Origin of the sequence: Phenylobacterium sp., assembly GCF_019636135.1 — a bacterium.
Classification (GTDB): domain Bacteria; phylum Pseudomonadota; class Alphaproteobacteria; order Caulobacterales; family Caulobacteraceae; genus Phenylobacterium.
In genome coordinates, this window is record NZ_JAHBYD010000019.1 from 39,560 (window position 1) to 57,223 (window position 17,664).

15 protein-coding genes are annotated in these 17,664 nt (G+C 71.5%); 6 read left to right on the top strand and 9 right to left on the bottom strand.

The features are described 5' to 3' along the window. Positions 1-142 precede the first annotated feature (142 nt). The 5 genes from rutA to KF737_RS14245 all read right to left on the bottom strand — a co-directional run bounded on the left by rutA (position 143) and on the right by KF737_RS14245 (position 6,726). Positions 143-1,219: a pyrimidine utilization protein A gene (rutA, locus tag KF737_RS14225; protein ID WP_296455929.1), complete on the bottom strand. Its 1,077-nt coding sequence runs from the start codon at positions 1,217-1,219 to the stop codon at positions 143-145. 83 nt (positions 1,220-1,302) lie between these two features. Beyond that, positions 1,303-2,097: a TIGR00730 family Rossman fold protein gene (locus tag KF737_RS14230; protein ID WP_296455932.1), complete on the bottom strand. Its 795-nt coding sequence runs from the start codon at positions 2,095-2,097 to the stop codon at positions 1,303-1,305. A 51-nt stretch (positions 2,098-2,148) separates the two neighbouring features. Then, positions 2,149-3,420, bottom strand: coding sequence for a hypothetical protein (locus KF737_RS14235; RefSeq protein WP_296455935.1), 1,272 nt, complete (start codon positions 3,418-3,420; stop codon positions 2,149-2,151). Positions 3,421-3,430: 10 nt separating this feature from the next. Next, entirely contained in the window at positions 3,431-4,477 is a 1,047-nt protein-coding gene (locus KF737_RS14240; RefSeq protein WP_296455937.1) for a hypothetical protein, read from the bottom strand. Positions 4,478-4,482: 5 nt separating this feature from the next. After that, complete coding sequence (locus tag KF737_RS14245; RefSeq protein WP_296455941.1) at positions 4,483-6,726, bottom strand: TonB-dependent receptor; 2,244 nt, start codon at positions 6,724-6,726, stop codon at positions 4,483-4,485. 249 nt (positions 6,727-6,975) lie between these two features. Here KF737_RS14245 and KF737_RS14250 point away from each other — a divergent pair, with 249 nt between their 5' ends. Both KF737_RS14250 and KF737_RS14255 read left to right on the top strand, forming a co-directional pair. Next, a complete protein-coding gene (locus KF737_RS14250; protein WP_296455943.1) occupies positions 6,976-7,701 on the top strand; it encodes a hypothetical protein in 726 nt (241 codons plus the stop codon). 15 nt (positions 7,702-7,716) lie between these two features. Continuing rightward, entirely contained in the window at positions 7,717-9,288 is a 1,572-nt protein-coding gene (locus KF737_RS14255) for an SMP-30/gluconolactonase/LRE family protein (protein WP_296455946.1), read from the top strand. Positions 9,289-9,502: 214 nt separating this feature from the next. Here KF737_RS14255 and KF737_RS14260 read toward each other — a convergent pair whose 3' ends face one another. The 3 genes from KF737_RS14260 to KF737_RS14270 form a co-directional block, all read right to left on the bottom strand. Then, positions 9,503-9,988: a hypothetical protein gene (locus KF737_RS14260; protein ID WP_296455948.1), complete on the bottom strand. Its 486-nt coding sequence runs from the start codon at positions 9,986-9,988 to the stop codon at positions 9,503-9,505. 17 nt (positions 9,989-10,005) lie between these two features. Beyond that, positions 10,006-10,683 (bottom strand): TetR/AcrR family transcriptional regulator, encoded by a 678-nt coding sequence (locus tag KF737_RS14265; RefSeq protein ID WP_296455951.1) that lies wholly within the window; start codon positions 10,681-10,683, stop codon positions 10,006-10,008. A 137-nt stretch (positions 10,684-10,820) separates the two neighbouring features. Beyond that, entirely contained in the window at positions 10,821-12,359 is a 1,539-nt protein-coding gene (locus KF737_RS14270; protein WP_296455953.1) for a sulfatase, read from the bottom strand. 89 nt (positions 12,360-12,448) lie between these two features. Here KF737_RS14270 and KF737_RS14275 point away from each other — a divergent pair, with 89 nt between their 5' ends. The 4 genes from KF737_RS14275 to KF737_RS14290 all read left to right on the top strand — a co-directional run bounded on the left by KF737_RS14275 (position 12,449) and on the right by KF737_RS14290 (position 15,987). After that, entirely contained in the window at positions 12,449-13,357 is a 909-nt protein-coding gene (locus tag KF737_RS14275) for a LysR family transcriptional regulator (RefSeq protein ID WP_296455957.1), read from the top strand. Between the two features lie 75 nt (positions 13,358-13,432). Further along, the gene (locus tag KF737_RS14280; RefSeq protein ID WP_296455960.1) at positions 13,433-14,434 is read left to right on the top strand and encodes an MBL fold metallo-hydrolase; all 1,002 of its coding nucleotides are present in this window, start codon (positions 13,433-13,435) and stop codon (positions 14,432-14,434) included. Between the two features lie 81 nt (positions 14,435-14,515). Beyond that, entirely contained in the window at positions 14,516-15,268 is a 753-nt protein-coding gene (locus KF737_RS14285; protein ID WP_296455962.1) for a hypothetical protein, read from the top strand. Positions 15,269-15,372: 104 nt separating this feature from the next. Then, a complete protein-coding gene (locus tag KF737_RS14290) occupies positions 15,373-15,987 on the top strand; it encodes a hemerythrin domain-containing protein (RefSeq protein ID WP_296455963.1) in 615 nt (204 codons plus the stop codon). 248 nt (positions 15,988-16,235) lie between these two features. Here the strand turns inward: KF737_RS14290 and KF737_RS14295 are convergent, their stop codons facing one another. Next, positions 16,236-17,591, bottom strand: a complete 1,356-nt coding sequence (locus KF737_RS14295) for a formimidoylglutamate deiminase (protein WP_296455966.1) — start codon at positions 17,589-17,591, stop codon at positions 16,236-16,238. Positions 17,592-17,664 lie beyond the last annotated feature (73 nt).

Below are 17,664 nucleotides of genomic sequence, written 5' to 3' on the forward strand. Positions count from 1 at the left end.
TTGGTGGAGGAGGCGAGCCTCATCCGCTGAGCCAGGGGCGTCCGGTCGATGCGCAGAGCTTGCGGCTCGCCCCCTCCACCATCGGCTCTCCGCTGCGCTCGGCCGACGGTCCCCCTCCCGCCGCTGCGCGGGGGAGGTGAGGTCAAGCGCGGACATGCCGGCGGCTCTTCATCAGCGGCTGGATCTTCGCGCCGAAGTCTTCGACCCCCTGCACGAAGTCGTCGAAGGTCAGCAGGACGCCGGCGGTCTCGGGGACGCCCGCCACCTCGTCCAGCATGCGCGCGATGCTCTCGTAGCTCCCGACCAGGGCGCCCATGTTGAGGTTCACCGCCGACTCCGGCGCGGCGAGCTGGGTGGTGTTGGTGTTCGAGGTGCCGCCCTGGGCGTTCGGCGCGGCCTGGTTGGTCAGCCAGGCCAGCGCGTCCTGGTCGGCGCCGTCGCGGTAGAGCCGCCACTTGGCCTGCGCCTTCTCGTCGGTCTCGTCGGCGATGATCATGAAGAGGATGTAGGCGGCCACGTCGCGGCCGGTCCGGGCCTTGGCGGCGGCGAGGCGGCTGTTCACGCCCGCGAAGGCGGTCGGCGTGTTGGTCCCCTTCCCCAGCGCGAACGAGTAGTCGGCGTACTGCGCGGTGAAGGCCAGGCCCTCGTCGGACGAGCCCGCGCAGATGATCTTCACGCCCGGCGTCGGCTTCGGCGAGACCCGGCAGTCGTTCATCGTCAGGTACTTGCCCTTGAAGTCGGAGACGCCGGTCTCCATCAGGCCCTTCAGCACCGTCGCGTACTCGGCGAGGTAGTTGTAGCGGTCGGAATAGTGGCTCTCGCCCGGCCACAGGCCCATCTGGTCGTACTCGGCCTTCTGCCAGCCGGTGACCAGGTTGATGCCGAAGCGGCCCGGCGCGATCGAGTCGATGGTGGACGCCATGCGCGCCACGATGGCCGGCGGGATGGTCAGCGTCGCCACGGTGGCGAACAGCTTGATCTGCGAGGTCACGGCCGCCAGGCCCGCCATCAGGGTGAAGCTCTCGAGGTTGTGCTCCCAGAACTCGCTCTTCCCGCCGAAGCCGCGCAGCTTGATCATCGAAAGCGCGAAGTCGAGCCCGTAGCGCTCGGCCTTCTGGACGATCGCCTTGTTGAGCTCGAAGCTCGGCATGTACTGCGGCGAGGTGGTCGAGATGAGCCAGCCGTTGTTGCCGATCGGGATGAAGACGCCGATTTCCATGTGAGCTCCGAAGCTGCGGCCCGGCAGTTGGCGCCGCAGCGCCGCGATGCGCAAGCCGCTCGGGGCCAAGTTCAGGGCCAAGGTCAGGGGTCGTGCGGGTTCGGATCCCAATCCGGTTGCCGATAGGGCTTCAGGCCGCCATCCAGCAGGCACTGCCAGACCTCCTCGGCGGTCTCGGCGAAGCGGAAGAGGCCGAGGTCGGCCTCGGCGATCATGCCCCGGGCGATCAGCGCCTCGAAGTTGATGATGGAGCGCCAGTAGGCCTGGTCGAACAGGACGATGGGGATCGGCTGGCTCTTGTCGGTCTGGCGCAGGGTCAGGATCTCGAACAGCTCGTCCAGCGTGCCGAAGCCGCCCGGGAACACCACGAGCGCCGTGGCCCGCATCGCCAGGTGCATCTTGCGGACCGCGAAGTAGTGGAAGCGGAAGGTCAGCTCGGGCGTCGAGTAGCTGTTCGGGTACTGCTCGTGCGGCAGGGTGATGTTGAGGCCGATGGAGGGCGCGCCCACGTCGGTCGCGCCGCGGTTGGCGGCCTCCATGATCCCCGGGCCGCCGCCGGTACAGATCACGTTGTGGCGCTCCTGGGTGGGCGACAGCAGCGCCCCGCCCTCGCGCGAGGCGATCTCGCCGAACCTGCGCGCCGCGGCGTACCAGCGGCGGTGATCGTCCGAGCCGTCCTCGCGGATGCGCGCCGAGCCGAACACGACGATGGTGGAGCGCACGCTCCAGGCGCGCAGGGCCTCGTCGCACTTGGAGAATTCCAGCATCAGGCGCACGCCGCGCTGGCTGTGCTGCAGGATGAAGTCGGGGTCCAGCGAGGCCAGCCGGTACGTCGGCGAGGCCATCTGCTTGGCGGAAGGGTGGTCGTCTTCGCTCATCCCGCCGTTCTTAAGCCGCTGCTCGCCTTACTGGAACACCGCCGCGGCCCCCTACGCCTTCAGCGCGCGCGCCATCACCCGGGCGAACGCCGCCGCCACGGGGGGAACCAGCGCCGGCTCGACGCAGCGCAGGTCGTCGTTGCGCGCATGGTGGTAGCGGTGGCTGCCGAAGATGCCCATCACCGGCTCGTATCCGGCGGTCATGATGCTCGCGAGTTCGCCCGCCGCATGCTGCGGATCGGTCGGATAGACCTGCTCCAGGCCGGGCTGGCCCTTGAACGCCGCCTGCGACGCCTCGAGCAGCGGCGGGCTCACCAGCAGGAAGCGCTGCGGGTCGGCGCTGGGCAGCGGCGACAGCAACGGGCCCCGCTCGTGCCAGTCGCGCGCGGCGACGTTGGCCCCCAGGTGCGCCCAGAGCGCGGTCTCCCCGGGCTTCGGCGCGAGCGCGTGGATGAAGGCCTCGCCGCCGGCGTACTCGTACTCGTGGCCGGTGGTGGCGATGACGGCGACGTTCACCGGAAGCTTCGCCGTCGCGGCCCATTTCGCCAGCATCAGCCAGGCCGCCACCCCCGTGCCGCGCTCGCCCGCGCAGGTGAACCACCCGGAGCGCGGCGTCGAGATCACCAGCCACTTCGCCGCCTTGCGGTCCAGCCGGCCCGTGACGTTGAACGCCGGGCGGCGATAGGACCGGCCCGGGATCGCGATCGTCGCCGTCTCGCCACGCGCCGCCGCCTGCACGAACGGCTCCGCGGCCTTGGGCGCCAGCACCGCGACCGGGCGGTCGAACAGCGGGGCGTCCACCGGCGCGTTGAGCGCCAGCGCCTCGCCGGTCGGCCCGGTGGTCACGATCACCACGGCCTGGGCGCCCTTGGCGAAGCATGCGTTCACGCGCCGCGCGACCTCGCCCTTGGCCGTGGACCAGCGCGCATAGGGCAGCACCAGGAGCGAGATGCCCGCCCCCTCCAGGCTGAGCGGCGCGGTGACGCCCGGCGTCGTCCGCACGTGGGCCTGCGGGATCAGGTCGGCCTTCGCCGCGCCGCAGGTCAGGGTCGCCTCGCCGTCGTAGGCGGGAGTCTCGATGACGTGGCGGGCGGTGACGTAGCCCAGCGCCTTCAGTTCGCCCTCGAGCCACTCGCCGGCGGCGGTGTCGCCCGGCCCGCCCGAGGCCTTCACGCCGTAGCCGTAGTAGCGCTCAAGGATGCGCCTGGCCTCCGCCTCGTCGGCGGCGGCGACCGGCGCGGCGGCCGCGGCGGTGACGGCCCCGGCGGCCAGAAGAGGGGCGCCCAGCACGGCGCGGCGGGAAGCTCGGACCTGTTCGCTCATGTCCCCGAGGCTACCGCAGGCCCTCGACGGTTTCGATGGGGGTCGGCGGTCCGCACCGCATAGCCTTGGTGTATGCGGTCCCGGCCCCGGCGATCCGCTTCGGCAGGTCGCACTCGGCGGCCAGCGCCGCCTTCTCGCCCTTGAGGTAGGCGTCCCAGAACCGCACCGTCTCGGCCTTCACGATCTCCATCTGCGGCGGGTCGATGGGCTTCAGTTGCCCGGTCTGCGCGCGACGTCCGCCGAACAGCGCATGGTCGGCGCCGTCGAGGATGATCAGGAACTGGTCGACGCCCTGGATCGCCTGGAACGGCGTCGTCCGCTCGAAGGGCGTCTTCTCGCGGTCGAAGGGGGTCACGTCGGCCGTGCCGGTGAAGTGCAGCATCGGCGTCCTGATCCGCGCGTCGGCCGCCCGCGGATCGTCGCCGAGCGGCTTGTTGGGGCTGTAGGCGATGGCGGCCTTGATCCGGGGCTCCTGGAAGCTGGTGTCGTTCGGCAGCGCCGGGATGCGCTGGCCCACCGCGGTCAGGGTCGACAGCGCGCCGTACGAATGGCCCGACATGCCGATGCGGCCCATGTCGACCTTGCCCTTCAGCGCCGGGTCCGCGGCGATCCGGTCCAGCGCGAACGGGATGTCGCCATAGCGGCCGCGCGCGGCGTCGGCCGTCATGCCCGCACGGCCGGCCGCCACCACGCCCGCCTCGTCGCCCGGCCGCACGCCGCCCATCATGAGCCCGCTGTCCGAGCCCGCATGCTGCACGGCCGCCACCACATAGCCGGCCTCGGCCACCGCCGTCAGGATGTAGGTCGAGGCCTCGCGGCTGCCGCCCAGGCCGTGGCTGTGGATCACCAGCGGGAACGGCCCCGTCCCCGCCGGCAGGTAGAGCTTGTAGGGCACCTTGCGCCCGCCGCGGGCCGGATCGACCCACTCGCCGTAGCGGACCTCCACCGCGGTTCGCGCGGCCGCCCCGGCGGTTGCGGTGGCCGGGGCGGCCCTCGACGACGCCGCCGTCACGCAGACGGCGGCGAGCGCGGCGACGACCAGCGCAGCAGGTTTCATGCCCGCTACCAGGTGAAGCGGAGCTGAGCGCCCCAGGTGCGCGGCAGGTTGTACCGGCGCACGTCGCCGGTCGCCGACGGCGCATGGAACACCAGGTAGTTCTCCTGGCCCGCGTTGTTCACGAAGGCGGTCAGGTCGTAGTGGCTCCAGCTCACGCCCGTGCGCACGTTGAACAACACGTAGTCGTGCAGGAGCGTGGTCTGGTTGGCCTCCTGCACGCCGCCCTGGCGGGCGTTGCCGTTGATGTTCACGTAGCCGCTGACGCCGTCGGTGATGTCGTGGCGGTAGTTGACGGTGAAGGTCTGGGTCCACTTGGGCTGCTGCGGCTGCTTGTAGCCGGCGAAGCGGCCGCCCTTCACGTGGCCGCCCTGGCGCGAGCCGCCGACGGTGACCCGCAGGTTCCCGCCCGCCACCGCGGCGCGCATCGTCGCCTCGGCCTCGATGCCCCAGAGCGTCGCCGGACCGGCGTTGAAGGCGTAGGACGTCGCCTGCACGGGGCAGGCCGGGTTGTTGGCGCGGCACCCGTTGTCGCCCTGGATCACCAGGTTCTTGTAGTGGTTGGAGTAGCCGGCGGCCGTGACGTAGATGTTGCTCGCCAGGTTGCCCTTGAAGCCGACCTCGTAGGCGGTGACCGTCTCGTTGTCGAACTCGGTCGGCGGCGCGAGCGCCGGATCCTGGCGGGGGTCGCCCAGGTTGCCGTTGAAGCCGCCGGCCCGGTAGGCCGAGCCGATCTTGGCGTACACCATCATCAGCGACGTGGGCTTGTAGGCGACCGTCGCCGTGTACGAGATGTTGTCCTGCTTCCGCGCGCCGTTCGGGTTGACGTTCGCGCCGCCGTTCGGCGTGTCGGTCACGAACAGGAACTGCCGCGCGAAGAACGTGCGGTCGTCGTGCGTGTAGCGCAGGTCGCCCGAGAGCTTCAGTTGCTCGGTCAGGTTATAGTCCGCCGAGCCGTAGACCGCGTAGGACGAGTAGCGCGACCGGCCGCGGGTGATCGTCCCGAAGTTGTTGCTGGCCGCCGTCGGCGTCTTGCCGAGGATGTTGGAGGTGGTGTCGTTGAGCAGATACCATTCGCCCCCGAGCACCCAGTTGACGCCGCTCGTGTCGCCGACGAGGTGGGCGTCGTAGTAGCTGAGGCGGGCGTGGTCGATCTGGGCGCCGCCCTGGTTGTAGTCGTTGGTGCGGATGGCGTTGAGGCCGGAGGCCGAAACCCGGCCCGGGATCGCCGCCAGCTCGTCGAAGAACTGACGGGAGAGCGCGTCGCGGTCGTACTGGTTCTGGCCGCGGCGGTCGCGCAGGTTGACGATCGTCGACAGCGTCGCCCAGCCGAGGTCGGTCTCGGTGGTGAACTCGAGGTTGCTGAGCCGCTGCTTGCCGGTGGAGTCGGTGTTCCACGGCGACTCGTACTTGTCGGTGAAATAGCCCTGCGGGAAGTTCGCGTTGGCGAGCGTCACCACCTGGTAGATCAGGCCGGGCGTGTTCTCGTTCGCGCGCTCCAGCATCAGGTTCGCGGTGAACGGCCCGTTGTTGTAGCGGACCTGCCCGCGGAAGAACTGGCGGGTGGTGGCGTCTGCATACCGGTCGATCGTGTAGAGGTGGTAGAAGCCCTTTTCCTGCTCGCCCAGCGCCATGCTGAAGCGCGTGGACCAGTTGTCGGTGATGGGCAGGTTCACCGCCATCTCGACTTCGTGCTTCTGGTTCGAGCCGACCGTGCCGAGGACGTAGCCTTCCACCTTGTCGGTCGGCCGGGCCGTGACGACGTTGATCGTGCCGCCCGAGGCGTTGCGGCCGCCGAGGCCGCCCTGCACGCCGCGCAGGACCTCCACGCGCTGGATGTCGAAGAGGTCGATGCCGCTGAACGTGCGGCCCGCGACGTTGCCGCCACCGATGAACGCGCCGTTGCGGAAGAGGCCGACGCCGGCCTCGGCATTGGTGGCGCGCGAGGTGCCCGAGCCACGGATCGAGACGTCCGAGGTCAGCGCGTTCGACGTGTTCGCGAAGTTCACGCCGGGCGAGTTGCCCAGCAGTTGCTGGGCGTTGGCGAGGCCGCCCTGGTCGCGGATGTCCTCCACGCCGAGCGCGGTGGCGGCCACCGGAACGTCGCGCAGCTTCTCTTCGCGCTTGCGCGCCGTGACCGTCAGCTCCTCCACCTGGGTTTCGTCGCCGCCCGTCTGGGCGAACGCGGGCGCCGCGACGGCGCAGCAGAGCGCCGCGACCGACACCCGCAGCAGCAAGGTCCGTTGATTCATCTGGGTATCCCCTCTCGCGTGCCGGCCCCTCGAACCGGAGGCCTTGGCTAGGTTTTTATTCTAGGAATAATGTCGTGTCGCCCACAGGATTTCTGAATGACGCGGCCGGTGCGGAACGCCGTTACCCGCGGGTGACAGTCCACGCTGACGCTAGCGACGCGGAACGGCGATTTCCAATGCCCGCAAGGCTTGGGACCATAGCCGGACGGGACTCTTGACGCGCGCGAAGCAGCGGCGGGAAGGTCGGGCATGATGGCGATGAACCGCAGGTGCTGGATCGTCGGCGCCGGTGCGGCGCTGGCAGCCCCGGGGGCCGCCCCGGCCGCCCGGGCGGCGGAGGGCAAGGCCGTGTACGACTACATCTTCCTCGACCTCGAGGCGCCGAAGGGGACGCCCCCGACGCGCCCCTACGCCGAGAGGGTGAAGGCGCGACTGCCGGCGATCGAAGCGGCGGGCGGCGAGGTGCTCGGCCTCTTCACGCCGCAGATCGGCTGGACCGCGCGGCAGGCCGCGCTCCTCGTGCGCTGGCCCGAGAACGCCCGGCCCCGGGAATCGGAGATCCAGGCGCTGAGCGCCGGAAGCGGCGTGCGCGCCGCCCAGCGCAGCCGCCTCACGCCCACCCTGCGGCCGAACGACGCGGCCCGGCCCGAGCCGGGCGGGATCCACGTGCATCGCTGGTTCGTCGTGGAGACCGGCGACGTCCCCGAATTCCTTCAGCTTTCCGGCCAGGGCTGGACCGACTTCGAGCGCAAGTTCGATGCGAGGATCTTCGGCCTGTTCGCCGCGGAGCGGTCGGCCGCGGACACCCGCGAGGGCGTCCAGCGCATCCTGCTGATCACCCGCTATGGCGACCACGGCGTCTGGGAGAAATCGCGCGACCCGTCGACCGAGGCCATGGCCGCCTTCCGCCGCCGCTCCGAGATCACCCGCGACACCTGGAACGACAGCACGCTCCTGGTCCCGATCGGGACCTGACCGAAAGGCCGCGCCATGCGCTCCACAGCCCTCGCCGCCTCCGCGGCGCTTCTCGTCGCCGCCGGCGCGGCGACGGCGCAGACGGTCACGCAGATCACGCCGGGCTCGCATTTCCACGGGGTTCACGGGATCCGCTTCGCGCCCGGCGGCGAACTCTACGCCGGAAGCGTGATCGGCCAGACGCTCTATGCCGTGGACGTCGAGACCGGCGCGGTGCGGGTCGTCGAGGGGCCTCCGAAGGGCATGGCCGACGACATCGCCTTCGGTCCCGGCGGCCAGGTGGTGTGGACCGCGATCAGCCAGGGGATCGTCTACACCCGCCGCGGAGATGGCCCCGTCGAAGTGCTGGCGAAGGACATGCCGGGCGCGAACTCGGTCGCGTTCAGCCGGGACGGCAGGCATCTCTATCTCGGCCAGGTCTTCGCCGGCGACGGCGTCTGGGAGCTGGACGCATCGGGCAAGGCGCCGCCGCGCAGGATCACCGGCCCCGTGGGCGGCTTCAACAGCTTCGCCGTCGGGCCGGACGGCGCGCTCTACGGCCCGCTCTGGTTCAAGGGCCAGGTCGCGCGGATCGATCCGCAGACCGGCGACCTGAAGGTGATCGCCGAGGGGCTGCAGACTCCGGCCGCCGTCAAGTTCGACTCGAAGGACAACCTCTACGCCATCGACACCAAGGTGGGCGTCCTCTACCGGATCGACATCGCGACCGGGGCCAAGACCAAGGTGGCCCAGCTCAAGCCGTCGCTGGACAACATGGAGTTCGGCAAGGGGGACCGCCTCTTCATCTCCAACATGGTCGACAACGGCATCGAGGAGGTCGACGTCCGGACGGGCGGGCTGCGGCAGGTGCTGAAGCGGACAGGCCTCTCCAACGCCGCCGACATCGCCGTCCTCAGCGAGGGCGGGAAGGACACGCTCTACGTCGCCGACTCGTTCGCCATGCGGATGGTCGATGGCGCCACGGGCGAGATCCGCGACATCGCCCGCTCCTACTCCGACGACATCGGCAACCCCCAGTCGGTCGGCGCGCAGGGTGACCGCGTCTACTTCGTCGGCGGCCCCCGGATCGACGTCCGCGACCGGGCGGGCCGGCGCGTGGGGCTGATCGAGAACCTGGGCGGAGCCGCCGCCGATGTCGCCGGGGCGCCCAACGGCGACGTGCTGATCCTGCTGGCCGACGGCGACCTGGTCCGCGCATCCGGCGACGCGCGCATCAAGGTGGCGAGCGGCCTGAAGACCGCCGTGAGCCTCGCGGCCGGGCCGGACGACACCGCCTTCGTCGTCGAGCGGGACGCCGGACGCGTCGTGCGGATCGACCTCAGGTCCGGCGCCGTCACCGAGGCCGCGGCGGGATTCGCAAAGCCGCGCGCCGTCGCCGTGCGCCCCGACGGGAGCCTGATCGTCCTCGACTCCGGCGCGAAGTCGGTGATCGAGGTGGCGGCCGACGGCAAGCGCACGGTTCTCGCCAGGGACCTGCCGCTGGGCCATGTCGCCGCCGCGCCCTGGGGCGGCGTCGCCATCGGCGGTTCGGGCGCGGTCTACGTCGCCGCGGACGGCGACAACTCGATCTGGCGGATCACGCGCTAGGCCCGATCCGCATGTGAAGGGTTGCGCGAACCTGTCGACGTCTGGGGCGCGTCAGCGCCGTGTAGATTCAACCACGAAGATCACGAAGAACACGAAGGCGACGCGGATGAGGCGAGCGCAGCGCTTCTCGGACCCTTGGTGTCCTTCGTGTCCTTCGGGGTTGAAATAGCGCGCCTGCGGCGCATGCCGCGCCGAAAGGCTGTGCGCCCTCAGCTCAGGGGGCGAAGGACGAGCGGCCCTGGATGCCCCAGCGGCCGTCCAGCCGCGTCACGATATAGATGGAATCGAAGCCGCCGATCAGGCTGTTGTCCTTGCGGTAGCGGCTGAAGCGCGTGTCGATGTGAACCTTGTCGGCGCCGGCGTGGATCACGTCGCGGCGGTCCCAGGCCGAGTGGTCCCAGTCGGTCAGCGCGCCGCGGCCGAACATCTCGGGCTTGTGGTAGCCGGGGTTGATGATCGTCACCGTCCCGGACGCGAAGCGCACGTGCGGGAAGTTGAAGGTGGCCTCGAAGGCCTGCAGGTCGCGGGCGTTGAAGGCCTTCATGAAGGCGTCGAGCCTGTCCTGCGCGGCCGCGATCTCGGCGGCGAACTTCGCGTGCTTCTGCGGCACGGGCGGAGCGGCGATCGACTGCCCCAGCGCGGGCGTGGCGGCCGCGGCGGCGGCGCCCGCGGCCAGGATGGCGTCTCGGCGGTTGACCATCGGTGTCTTCCTCATGCTCACGGCAACAAACCCTCGGTGTCGAACGGCCACTCCTGCTCAGGCGAATCCAGGTTCAGGAGTTCGGCGGCGTTGTGGCGCCAGGCGCGGATCATCTGGCCGTGCCCGTGCAGGAACTGCTCGTCCTTGTCGGGATCGCCGCGCTCGACCCAGTAGGCCAGGCAGTCGTTGCAGTAGGAGATCATCGGCTCAAGCGACACGTCCAGCATGGCCGGACGCTCGGATCGCGGCGGCGGGCGTTCCGGATACCAGAGCAGGCCCCGCAGGCGCCCGGCCACGCGGCTGCGCACCGCCTCATAGGCCGCCCGGTAGGCGGGGTGCTGGTTGCCGTGCCGGACCAGCAGGATGTAGCCGTCCTCGAACGAGCGGGCCGCCTCGAGGGACTTGCGCATGCCGCCGCCGTAGCCCGTCCACGGCTTGTCGTCCTGCGCCTTCAGCCGCCGCACGGTCTCGGCGAAGATCGCCTGGATCAGGGCGTCCTTCGAGGGGAAGCGGCGATAGAGCACCACCTTGGTCACGCCCGCCGCCGCGGCGACCTGCTCCATCGTGGCGCGGCCCAGGCCGTGCCGGCGGAAGACCGCGGCGGCCACGCGCATGAAGTGCTCGCGGCGTTCGGCCTCGCGCTCGGTGCGCGGTCCTGCGATCTCGTCGTTGGCGGCGATGTATGGCTTCTGCATCCACGGGAACCCTCGCACAGAGCGCGCCGGCCCGCCACGCCATCCCCGGATAGCCGCAAGCTATGCTGGCATCGCCGCGCCGGGAGCCCGCGCCAGGTCCCGCGGCCAGGCCGCGGGACGACGGGAGGACGCGCGCCTCAGTCGTAGATCTTCAGCAGTTGCCCGTCCTGGCGGCGCACCGACTGGCGCATGCTGGTCCACTGCGGCGCGACGTTGGCCTTGTCCCAGGCGGCGAGCTTGGCCTTCAGGCGCGCCACCACCTGCGGATTCGCCGCGGCGACGTTGGTCAGCTCGCGCGGGTCCTTCGCCAGGTCGTAGAGCATCACGTGCTGGCCGTGCGGCGAGATCACCGCGTGCGTGCCGTCGGGCGTGACGCCGGCCTCCTGGCTCGCGTCCTCGGACGGGTCGGCGATGTTGGCGACCCACATCTTCCAGTCGCCGTCGCGGATCGCGAAGTTGGGGCCCGCGCGCCAGTAGACCGTGGGGTTCGGGATCCTGCCGTCCGCGTCCTTGAGGTACGGCATCAGGCTCACCCCGTCCGTGCCCTTGGGCAGCTTCGCCCCCGCGAGCGCCGCGGCCGTGGGGACCAGGTCGAGGGTCGAGACCATGCGGTTGTCGACGCGGCCGCCCGCGATGGCGCCCGGCCAGGTCACGATGTAGGGCACCCGCACGCCGCCCTCCAGGTGCGTGCCCTTGAAGCCGCTCAGCGGCGCGTTGGAGCAGGCGCCCTGGATGTAGCTCGCGCAGCCGTTGTCGGAGAGGAAGACGATCAGCGTGTTGCGGTCGATACCCTCGGCCTTCAGCTTGGCGCGGACCGCGCCCACGCCGTCGTCCACGGCCGAGACCATGGCCGCGTAGACGCGCTGGCCCTTGTCGGGCACGTCCCTGTAGCGGTCGACGTACTTCTTCGTGGCCTGCAGCGGCGTGTGCGGGGCGTTGTAGGCGAGGTACAGGAAGAACGGCTTGTCCTTGTTGGCGCCGATGAAGCGGACGGCTTCGTCCGTGAAGGCGTCGGTGAGGTATTCCTTGACCTGGACGACGTCGCGGCCGCGCTGGATCGGCGCCTTTTCGCGGACGAAGGCCATGCGCTGGTCCTCGGTGGCGCCGGGGCCCAGCGGGTCCTGGACCGTCGTGCGGTACGAGCCTTCCGAGCCCTTCGGCGTGTGGCTCTCGTCGCCGGGCTGCATCTCGGTCATGAAGGCGGTGGCGCCGGCGGTCGTGCCGAAGAACTCGTCGAAGCCGCGGTCCAGGGGCTGGTAGCCGTCCGCCGCGCCCAGGTGCCACTTGCCGACCATGCCGGTGCGGTAGCCCGCCGACTTCATGATCTGGCCGATGAACGCCTCGCCGCGCGAGACGCCGCCCGTGCGGTCGCGGCCCACCGGATTGAACTCCCAGCCGAAGCGCTGCTGGTAGCGGCCGGTCAGGATCGCCGCCCGCGACGGGGAGCAGACCGGGTGGGTCACGTAGCCCTGGGTGAAGCGCACGCCGTCGGCCGCCAGCGCGTCGATGTTCGGCGTCTTCACGATCTTCGAGCCGTAGACGGCGGTGTCGCCGTAGCCGAGGTCGTCGGCCAGGATCACGATGACGTTCGGCTTCGGGGCCGGCGCGGCCGCCGCGGCGTGCGGGGCGAGGCCGACCGTGGCGGCGGCGAGCGTGATCAGGGCGGCGCGCTTCATGGGGAACTCCTCACTGTCGGCGCCGACGCTAGCGGCAAGCGGCGCAATCATCTGCACAGGCGGCAGGCACAGTGCTATAGCCGCGGGGCATGGAGCTGCGTCACCTCGAACAGATTCTCGAAATCTGCCGCGCCGGCGGGTTTTCCGGAGCCGCGCGCAAGCTGCAGATCTCGCAGCCGACGCTGTCGAAGAGCATCGCGCGGCTGGAGGCGCAGCTCTCGCTGAAGCTGTTCGAGCGCTCGAACGGCGCGGCGCGGCCCACCGCCTACGGCGCCTTCGTCGCCCAGCGGGCCGAGGCCCTGCTGCAGGGCGTCTCCGCCCTCTCCCGCGACCTGGAGCAGCTTGCGCGCGGCGAGGAAGGCAAGATCCGCATCGCCGTCGGCCCCGCCTCGCGCCTGAAGCCGCTGCCAGAACTCCTGCGCCGCATCGCCGTGCGCTTCCCGAAGCTGCACGTGGAGACGATCCAGGAGACCGGGCCGGGCGTGATGACCACCCTGCAGGACGGTCGCGTCGACATCGCGTTCGGCTACTCCGAGCACGCCGCCCGCTACGGCGACCTGATCCGCAAGAAGATGTTCGAGGACCAGGTCATCATGGTGGCGCGGCCGGGCCACCCGGCGCTGGCGCTCCGGGACGGGGGTCCGCGGGACGTCCTGCGCCACCCCTGCGCCATTCCGAACGTGCTGCCCGGGATCGTGCAGTGGGGCGGCGAGCTCTCGAGGGAGGAGGCCGAGAACCTGCGCGCCTTCTCCAGCGACGACTACGCCCTGATCATCCAGCGCGCCCTCGACACCGACACCATCGCGATCGGCGCGGCGTTCCTGTTCGACCGTGAGATCGCCGCCGGCCGCCTGCAGCGGATCTCCTGCACGCTCGACATGCCCTACGCCTGCTGGATGCTGACCACGGCCGAACGGTGGCGCTCGCCGCTGGTGAAGGCCATGGCCGAGCTCTCCAAGGCCGCTGTCACCGAAAGGCCGGCGACGGCCGCCGCCTGATAGCTGGCGGCTATGATGTAGACATGGCGCCCGAAACTAGTGACACTGTTCATGTCACTTTATCGAGGACCCGCCATGCTCCGCCTGTTCGCCGCCCTTCTGGCCCTCGCCCTCGCCCTGCCCGCCGCCGCGCAGGCGCAGGCTTTCGACGGCCTCAGGGTGATCTTCTGCGGCACGTCGGGACCGCTGCCGATCCGCGACCGCGCCAAGCCCTGCACGGCGGTCCAGGCCGGCGGCGCGCTCTATCTCGTCGACGTCGGGCCGGAGTCCACCGAGAACCTGATGACCTGGCGCGTGCCGCTGGCCACGGTGAAGGCGGTGTTCATCACCCACCTGCACTCCGACCACATCGGCGACCTGGGCGAGATGAACATGCAGAGCTGGGTGGCGGGTCGCGCGCAGGCGCTGCCGCTCATCGGCCCCAGCGGGGTCGACAAGCTCGCCAAGGGCTTCAACCTCGCCTACGAGAACGACCACGTCTTCCGCCGCGACCACCACGAGCGGGGCGAGTTCAGGTTCCCGATCGCGGCGGGCCTGCTGGCGCCGAAGGTGATCTCGATCCCGAAGCCGGACGGCGTGGCCGTCGCCTGGAAGGACGGCGACCTGACCGTCACCGCCATCCGCGTCGCGCACGATCCGGTCACTCCGGCCTTCGCCTACCGCTTCGACTACAAGGGCCGCTCGGTGGTCATCAGCGGCGACACCCGCAAGTGGCCGCCGCTGGCCGAGGCCGCGAAGGGCGCCGACGTGCTGATCCACGAGGCCCAGAGCAACGCGCTCATGCAGACGCTGTCGAAGGCGCTGACCGGCATGGGCAACGCACGCCAGGGCTCGATGATGGCCGACACCACGACCTATCACACCGAGCCGGTGGAGGCCGCCGACCTCGCCCGCGCGGCGGGCGTGAAGGCGCTGGTGCTGACCCACCTCACCCAGGCGGGCCTGCCGCTGTTCAACGCCGAGGCCTTCACGCGCGGGATGGACGACGGCGGCAAGCTGGACTGGCGGCTGGCCAAGGACGGCATGACCATCGAGCTGCCGGCGGGCGGCGACGCGGTGACGTTCGGCTCGTACTGATCGCGCGATTGTGGCGGCGCCGACATTGCGCCGCCGCTTTGGCCGTGGAAGCTGGGGCCCTTGGTCGTCGGGGACTTCGGCATGAGCGTCGCGCGCAGCATCGGCATCGCAGGCCTCGCCCTGCTGCTCACCGCCTGCATGGGCGGAGGCGGCGGCGGGCCGCCGGGACGCCATGGCGGGCCGCCGCCGGGCTTCGGCGACGACGACGAGGACGCCGGGCCGCCGCGACCCCGCGCCCAGCTCTTCCTCAGCCCCTCCGGCCAGCCGTTCCGCGCCGCGCCGGGCCAGCCCTATCCGTCCGCGGCCTGGTTCGCCGCCGCCGACGCCGACCACGACGGCAAGCTCACCCGCGCCGAGTTCCGCGCCGACGCCGACGCCTGGTTCAAGGTCCTGGACGCCGACAACGACGGCGTCGTCGGCATGCCCGAGGTCACCCGCTGGGAAGAGGAGCTCGTGCCGGAGATCGCGCGCATCGCCTCGGGCGGCGGGACGGGCATGCGCGGGGGCCGGGGCATGGGCCGCGGCGGCATGCCCGGCATGGGCGGCGCGCTGGGCCGCAACGAGCTGAACAGCCGGGCCCTGGGCGCGGCCGCCTTCAGCCTCATCAACGAGCCGCACCCGATCCGCGGTGCGGACACCGACCTGGACTACCGGGTCACCCGCGCCGAGTGGCGCGCCGCCGCCGACCGCCGCTTCGCGATCCTCGACCCCGACGGCGACGGCGTGGTCCTGGCCACGGACCTGAAGCGCACGCCGGTGCAGTTCGCCCAGGAGCAGGGCGGCCCGCGCTCCGGGCTCCGCCGCGAGTCGGTGGGCCCGGGCCAGCGTCGCTAGGCCGGCGCGCGCCGCACGGTCCCCGCGGAACCTTTGGCGGCGTCCCGCGTAGCTGCGATGAAGCCGCTCGCGTCATGCCGCGGCGAAGCCGCCAGGGAGCGAGCATGTCTGTTCGATCGGTCACGCAGGCCGCGCCGAAAGGCGCGCGGGACGCCAAGGCGGGCGCCATCGCCAAGGCGAAGGCGGTCGCGCCCGACCTGCCCGCGCGGATCGGCAGCACGCCGAAGACCACGTTCCGCGGCGACGCCGACGTGTTCGGCCGGCTGGTCGAGGACCACGACCGGCATCGCGCCCTGCTGGCGATGATCGAGGAGACGCACGGCAGGTCGGACGACCGCGTGCGGCTGTTCGAGGAGCTGACCTACGAGCTGAAGGGCCATGCGGCGGCCGAGGAGCAGGCGCTGTGGTCGACCGTCCTGCGCGACCCCGAGACGACGGACGACGCGCGCCATGCCGTGGCCGAGCACAAGCAGATCGACGAGATGCTGGCCGACCTGGCCGCGCGCGACATGGCCTCGCCCGGCTGGCTGCGCCGGTTCGCGGGCCTCAAGGAGAAGTACCTGCACCACATCCGCGAGGAGGAGCAGGAGCAGTTCGTGGCCGCCGCCAAACGCCTGACCGACGCCGACCTGCGCCACATGCGCCGCGTCTTCGAGGGCCGCAAGAAGGCCGAGAAGGCGGCGGCGACGGTCGAGAAGAAGATCCGGCTGAAGCACTAGGCGGCGGCGGGCGCGCACGCCCTTCACCTCCCCCGTCGCGGCAGCGATGGCGGGAGGGGGACCGCCCGCCGAGCGCAGCGGAGAGCGGGTGGTGGAGGGGGCGAGCTTCAGGCTCGGCGGATGGATCGGCTGTAGCGAGCTCGACGGATGGGGCTCGCCCCCTCCACCACTCGCTCTACGCCCGGCAGGCCGGGCTCGGCGAGCGGTCCCCCTCCCGCCACTGCTGCTGCAGTGGGGGAGGTGAGGCGTCAGGCCAGCAGCTTCCTCAGCACGGCGCGGTAGGGGGCGGCGATCTCGCGGCGGCGGACGTGGCGGCCGTCGGCGACGACCTGGCGGCCACGGCGCCAGACGGCGGCCACGGCCCTCGCGCCGGCGCCGAAGATCCAGGCGTCGAGGATGGCGTCGCCGCGGCGGCCGACGAGGCTCGGGTGGTCGAGGTCCAGCGCGACGATGTCGGCGGGCCGGCCGGGCTGAATCGCGGCCGCGGGGTCGGCCAGCGCCTGGGCGCCGCCGGCGAGCGCGCGGGCGAAGAGGACGGCGCCGGTGGAGGCGCCTTCGCGGTCGGCCAGGACGTTGCGGGCGCGCCGCGTGAGGCGCTGGGCGTATTCGAGGGCGCGCAGTTCCTCGGCGGCGTCGATGACGACGTTGGAGTCCGTGCCGACACCGAAGGCGCCGCCGGAGGCCAGGTAGTCCGCGGCCGGGAAGACGCCGTCGCCGAGGTTGGCCTCGGTGATCGGGCAGAGGCCGGCGACCGCGCCCGCCCTGGCGAGGCCGGCCGTCTCGTCGGCCGTCAGGTGCGTGGCGTGGATCAGGCACCAGCGGGCGTCGAGACCGCGGTCGAGGAGCCACTCCACCGGGCGGCGGCCCGACCAGGCCACGCAGTCGTCGACCTCCTTCACCTGCTCGGCGGCGTGGATGTGGACGGGGCCGCCGGTCATGGCGGTGACGGCGGCCAGTTCGTCGGGGGTGACGGCGCGCAGGCTGTGCGGGGCGACGCCGATGCGGCCGTCGGGCAGGCGCCCGGCGATGGCGGCGCTCGCCTCCAGCAGCCGGCCGAAGCCGTCCACGTCGCAGACGAAGCGGCGCTGGCCCGGCAGCGGCGGCGCCCCGCCGAAGGTGGCGTGGGCATAGAACACCGGCAGCAGGGTGAGCGCCGCGCCGGTCTCTTCGGCCGCGGCGGCGATGGCGGCGGCCATCTCGGCGCGGGCGGCGTAGGCGGCGCCGTCGGGGGCGTGGTGCAGGTAGTGGAACTCGCCGACGCGGGTGAAGCCGCTCTCCAGCATCTCGGCGTAGGCCTGGGCGGCGATGACGCGGACGTCGTCGGGGGTGAGCCGGTCGAGAAACCGGTACATCCACGCGCGCCAGGTCCAGAAGTCGTCGGCCGCCGGGCCGCGGGTCTCGGTGAGGCCGGCCATGGCGCGCTGGAAGGCGTGGCTGTGCAGGTTGGCGAGGCCGGGGACGGCGCAGGCGTGGCGGGCGTCGGCGGGCCGGGGGTCGACGTCGGGCTGGACGGTGGTGATCACGCCATCGGCGTCGATGGTGAGCCGCACCCGCTCGGCCCAGCCGGTTGGCAGCAGCGCGTGTTCGAACCAGAGCGTGGCCATCGGTCGTTCTCTCTCACGCCCCAACGTACGTCATCCCGCGACTTGTTCGCGGGACCCATGAGCTCCGTGATGC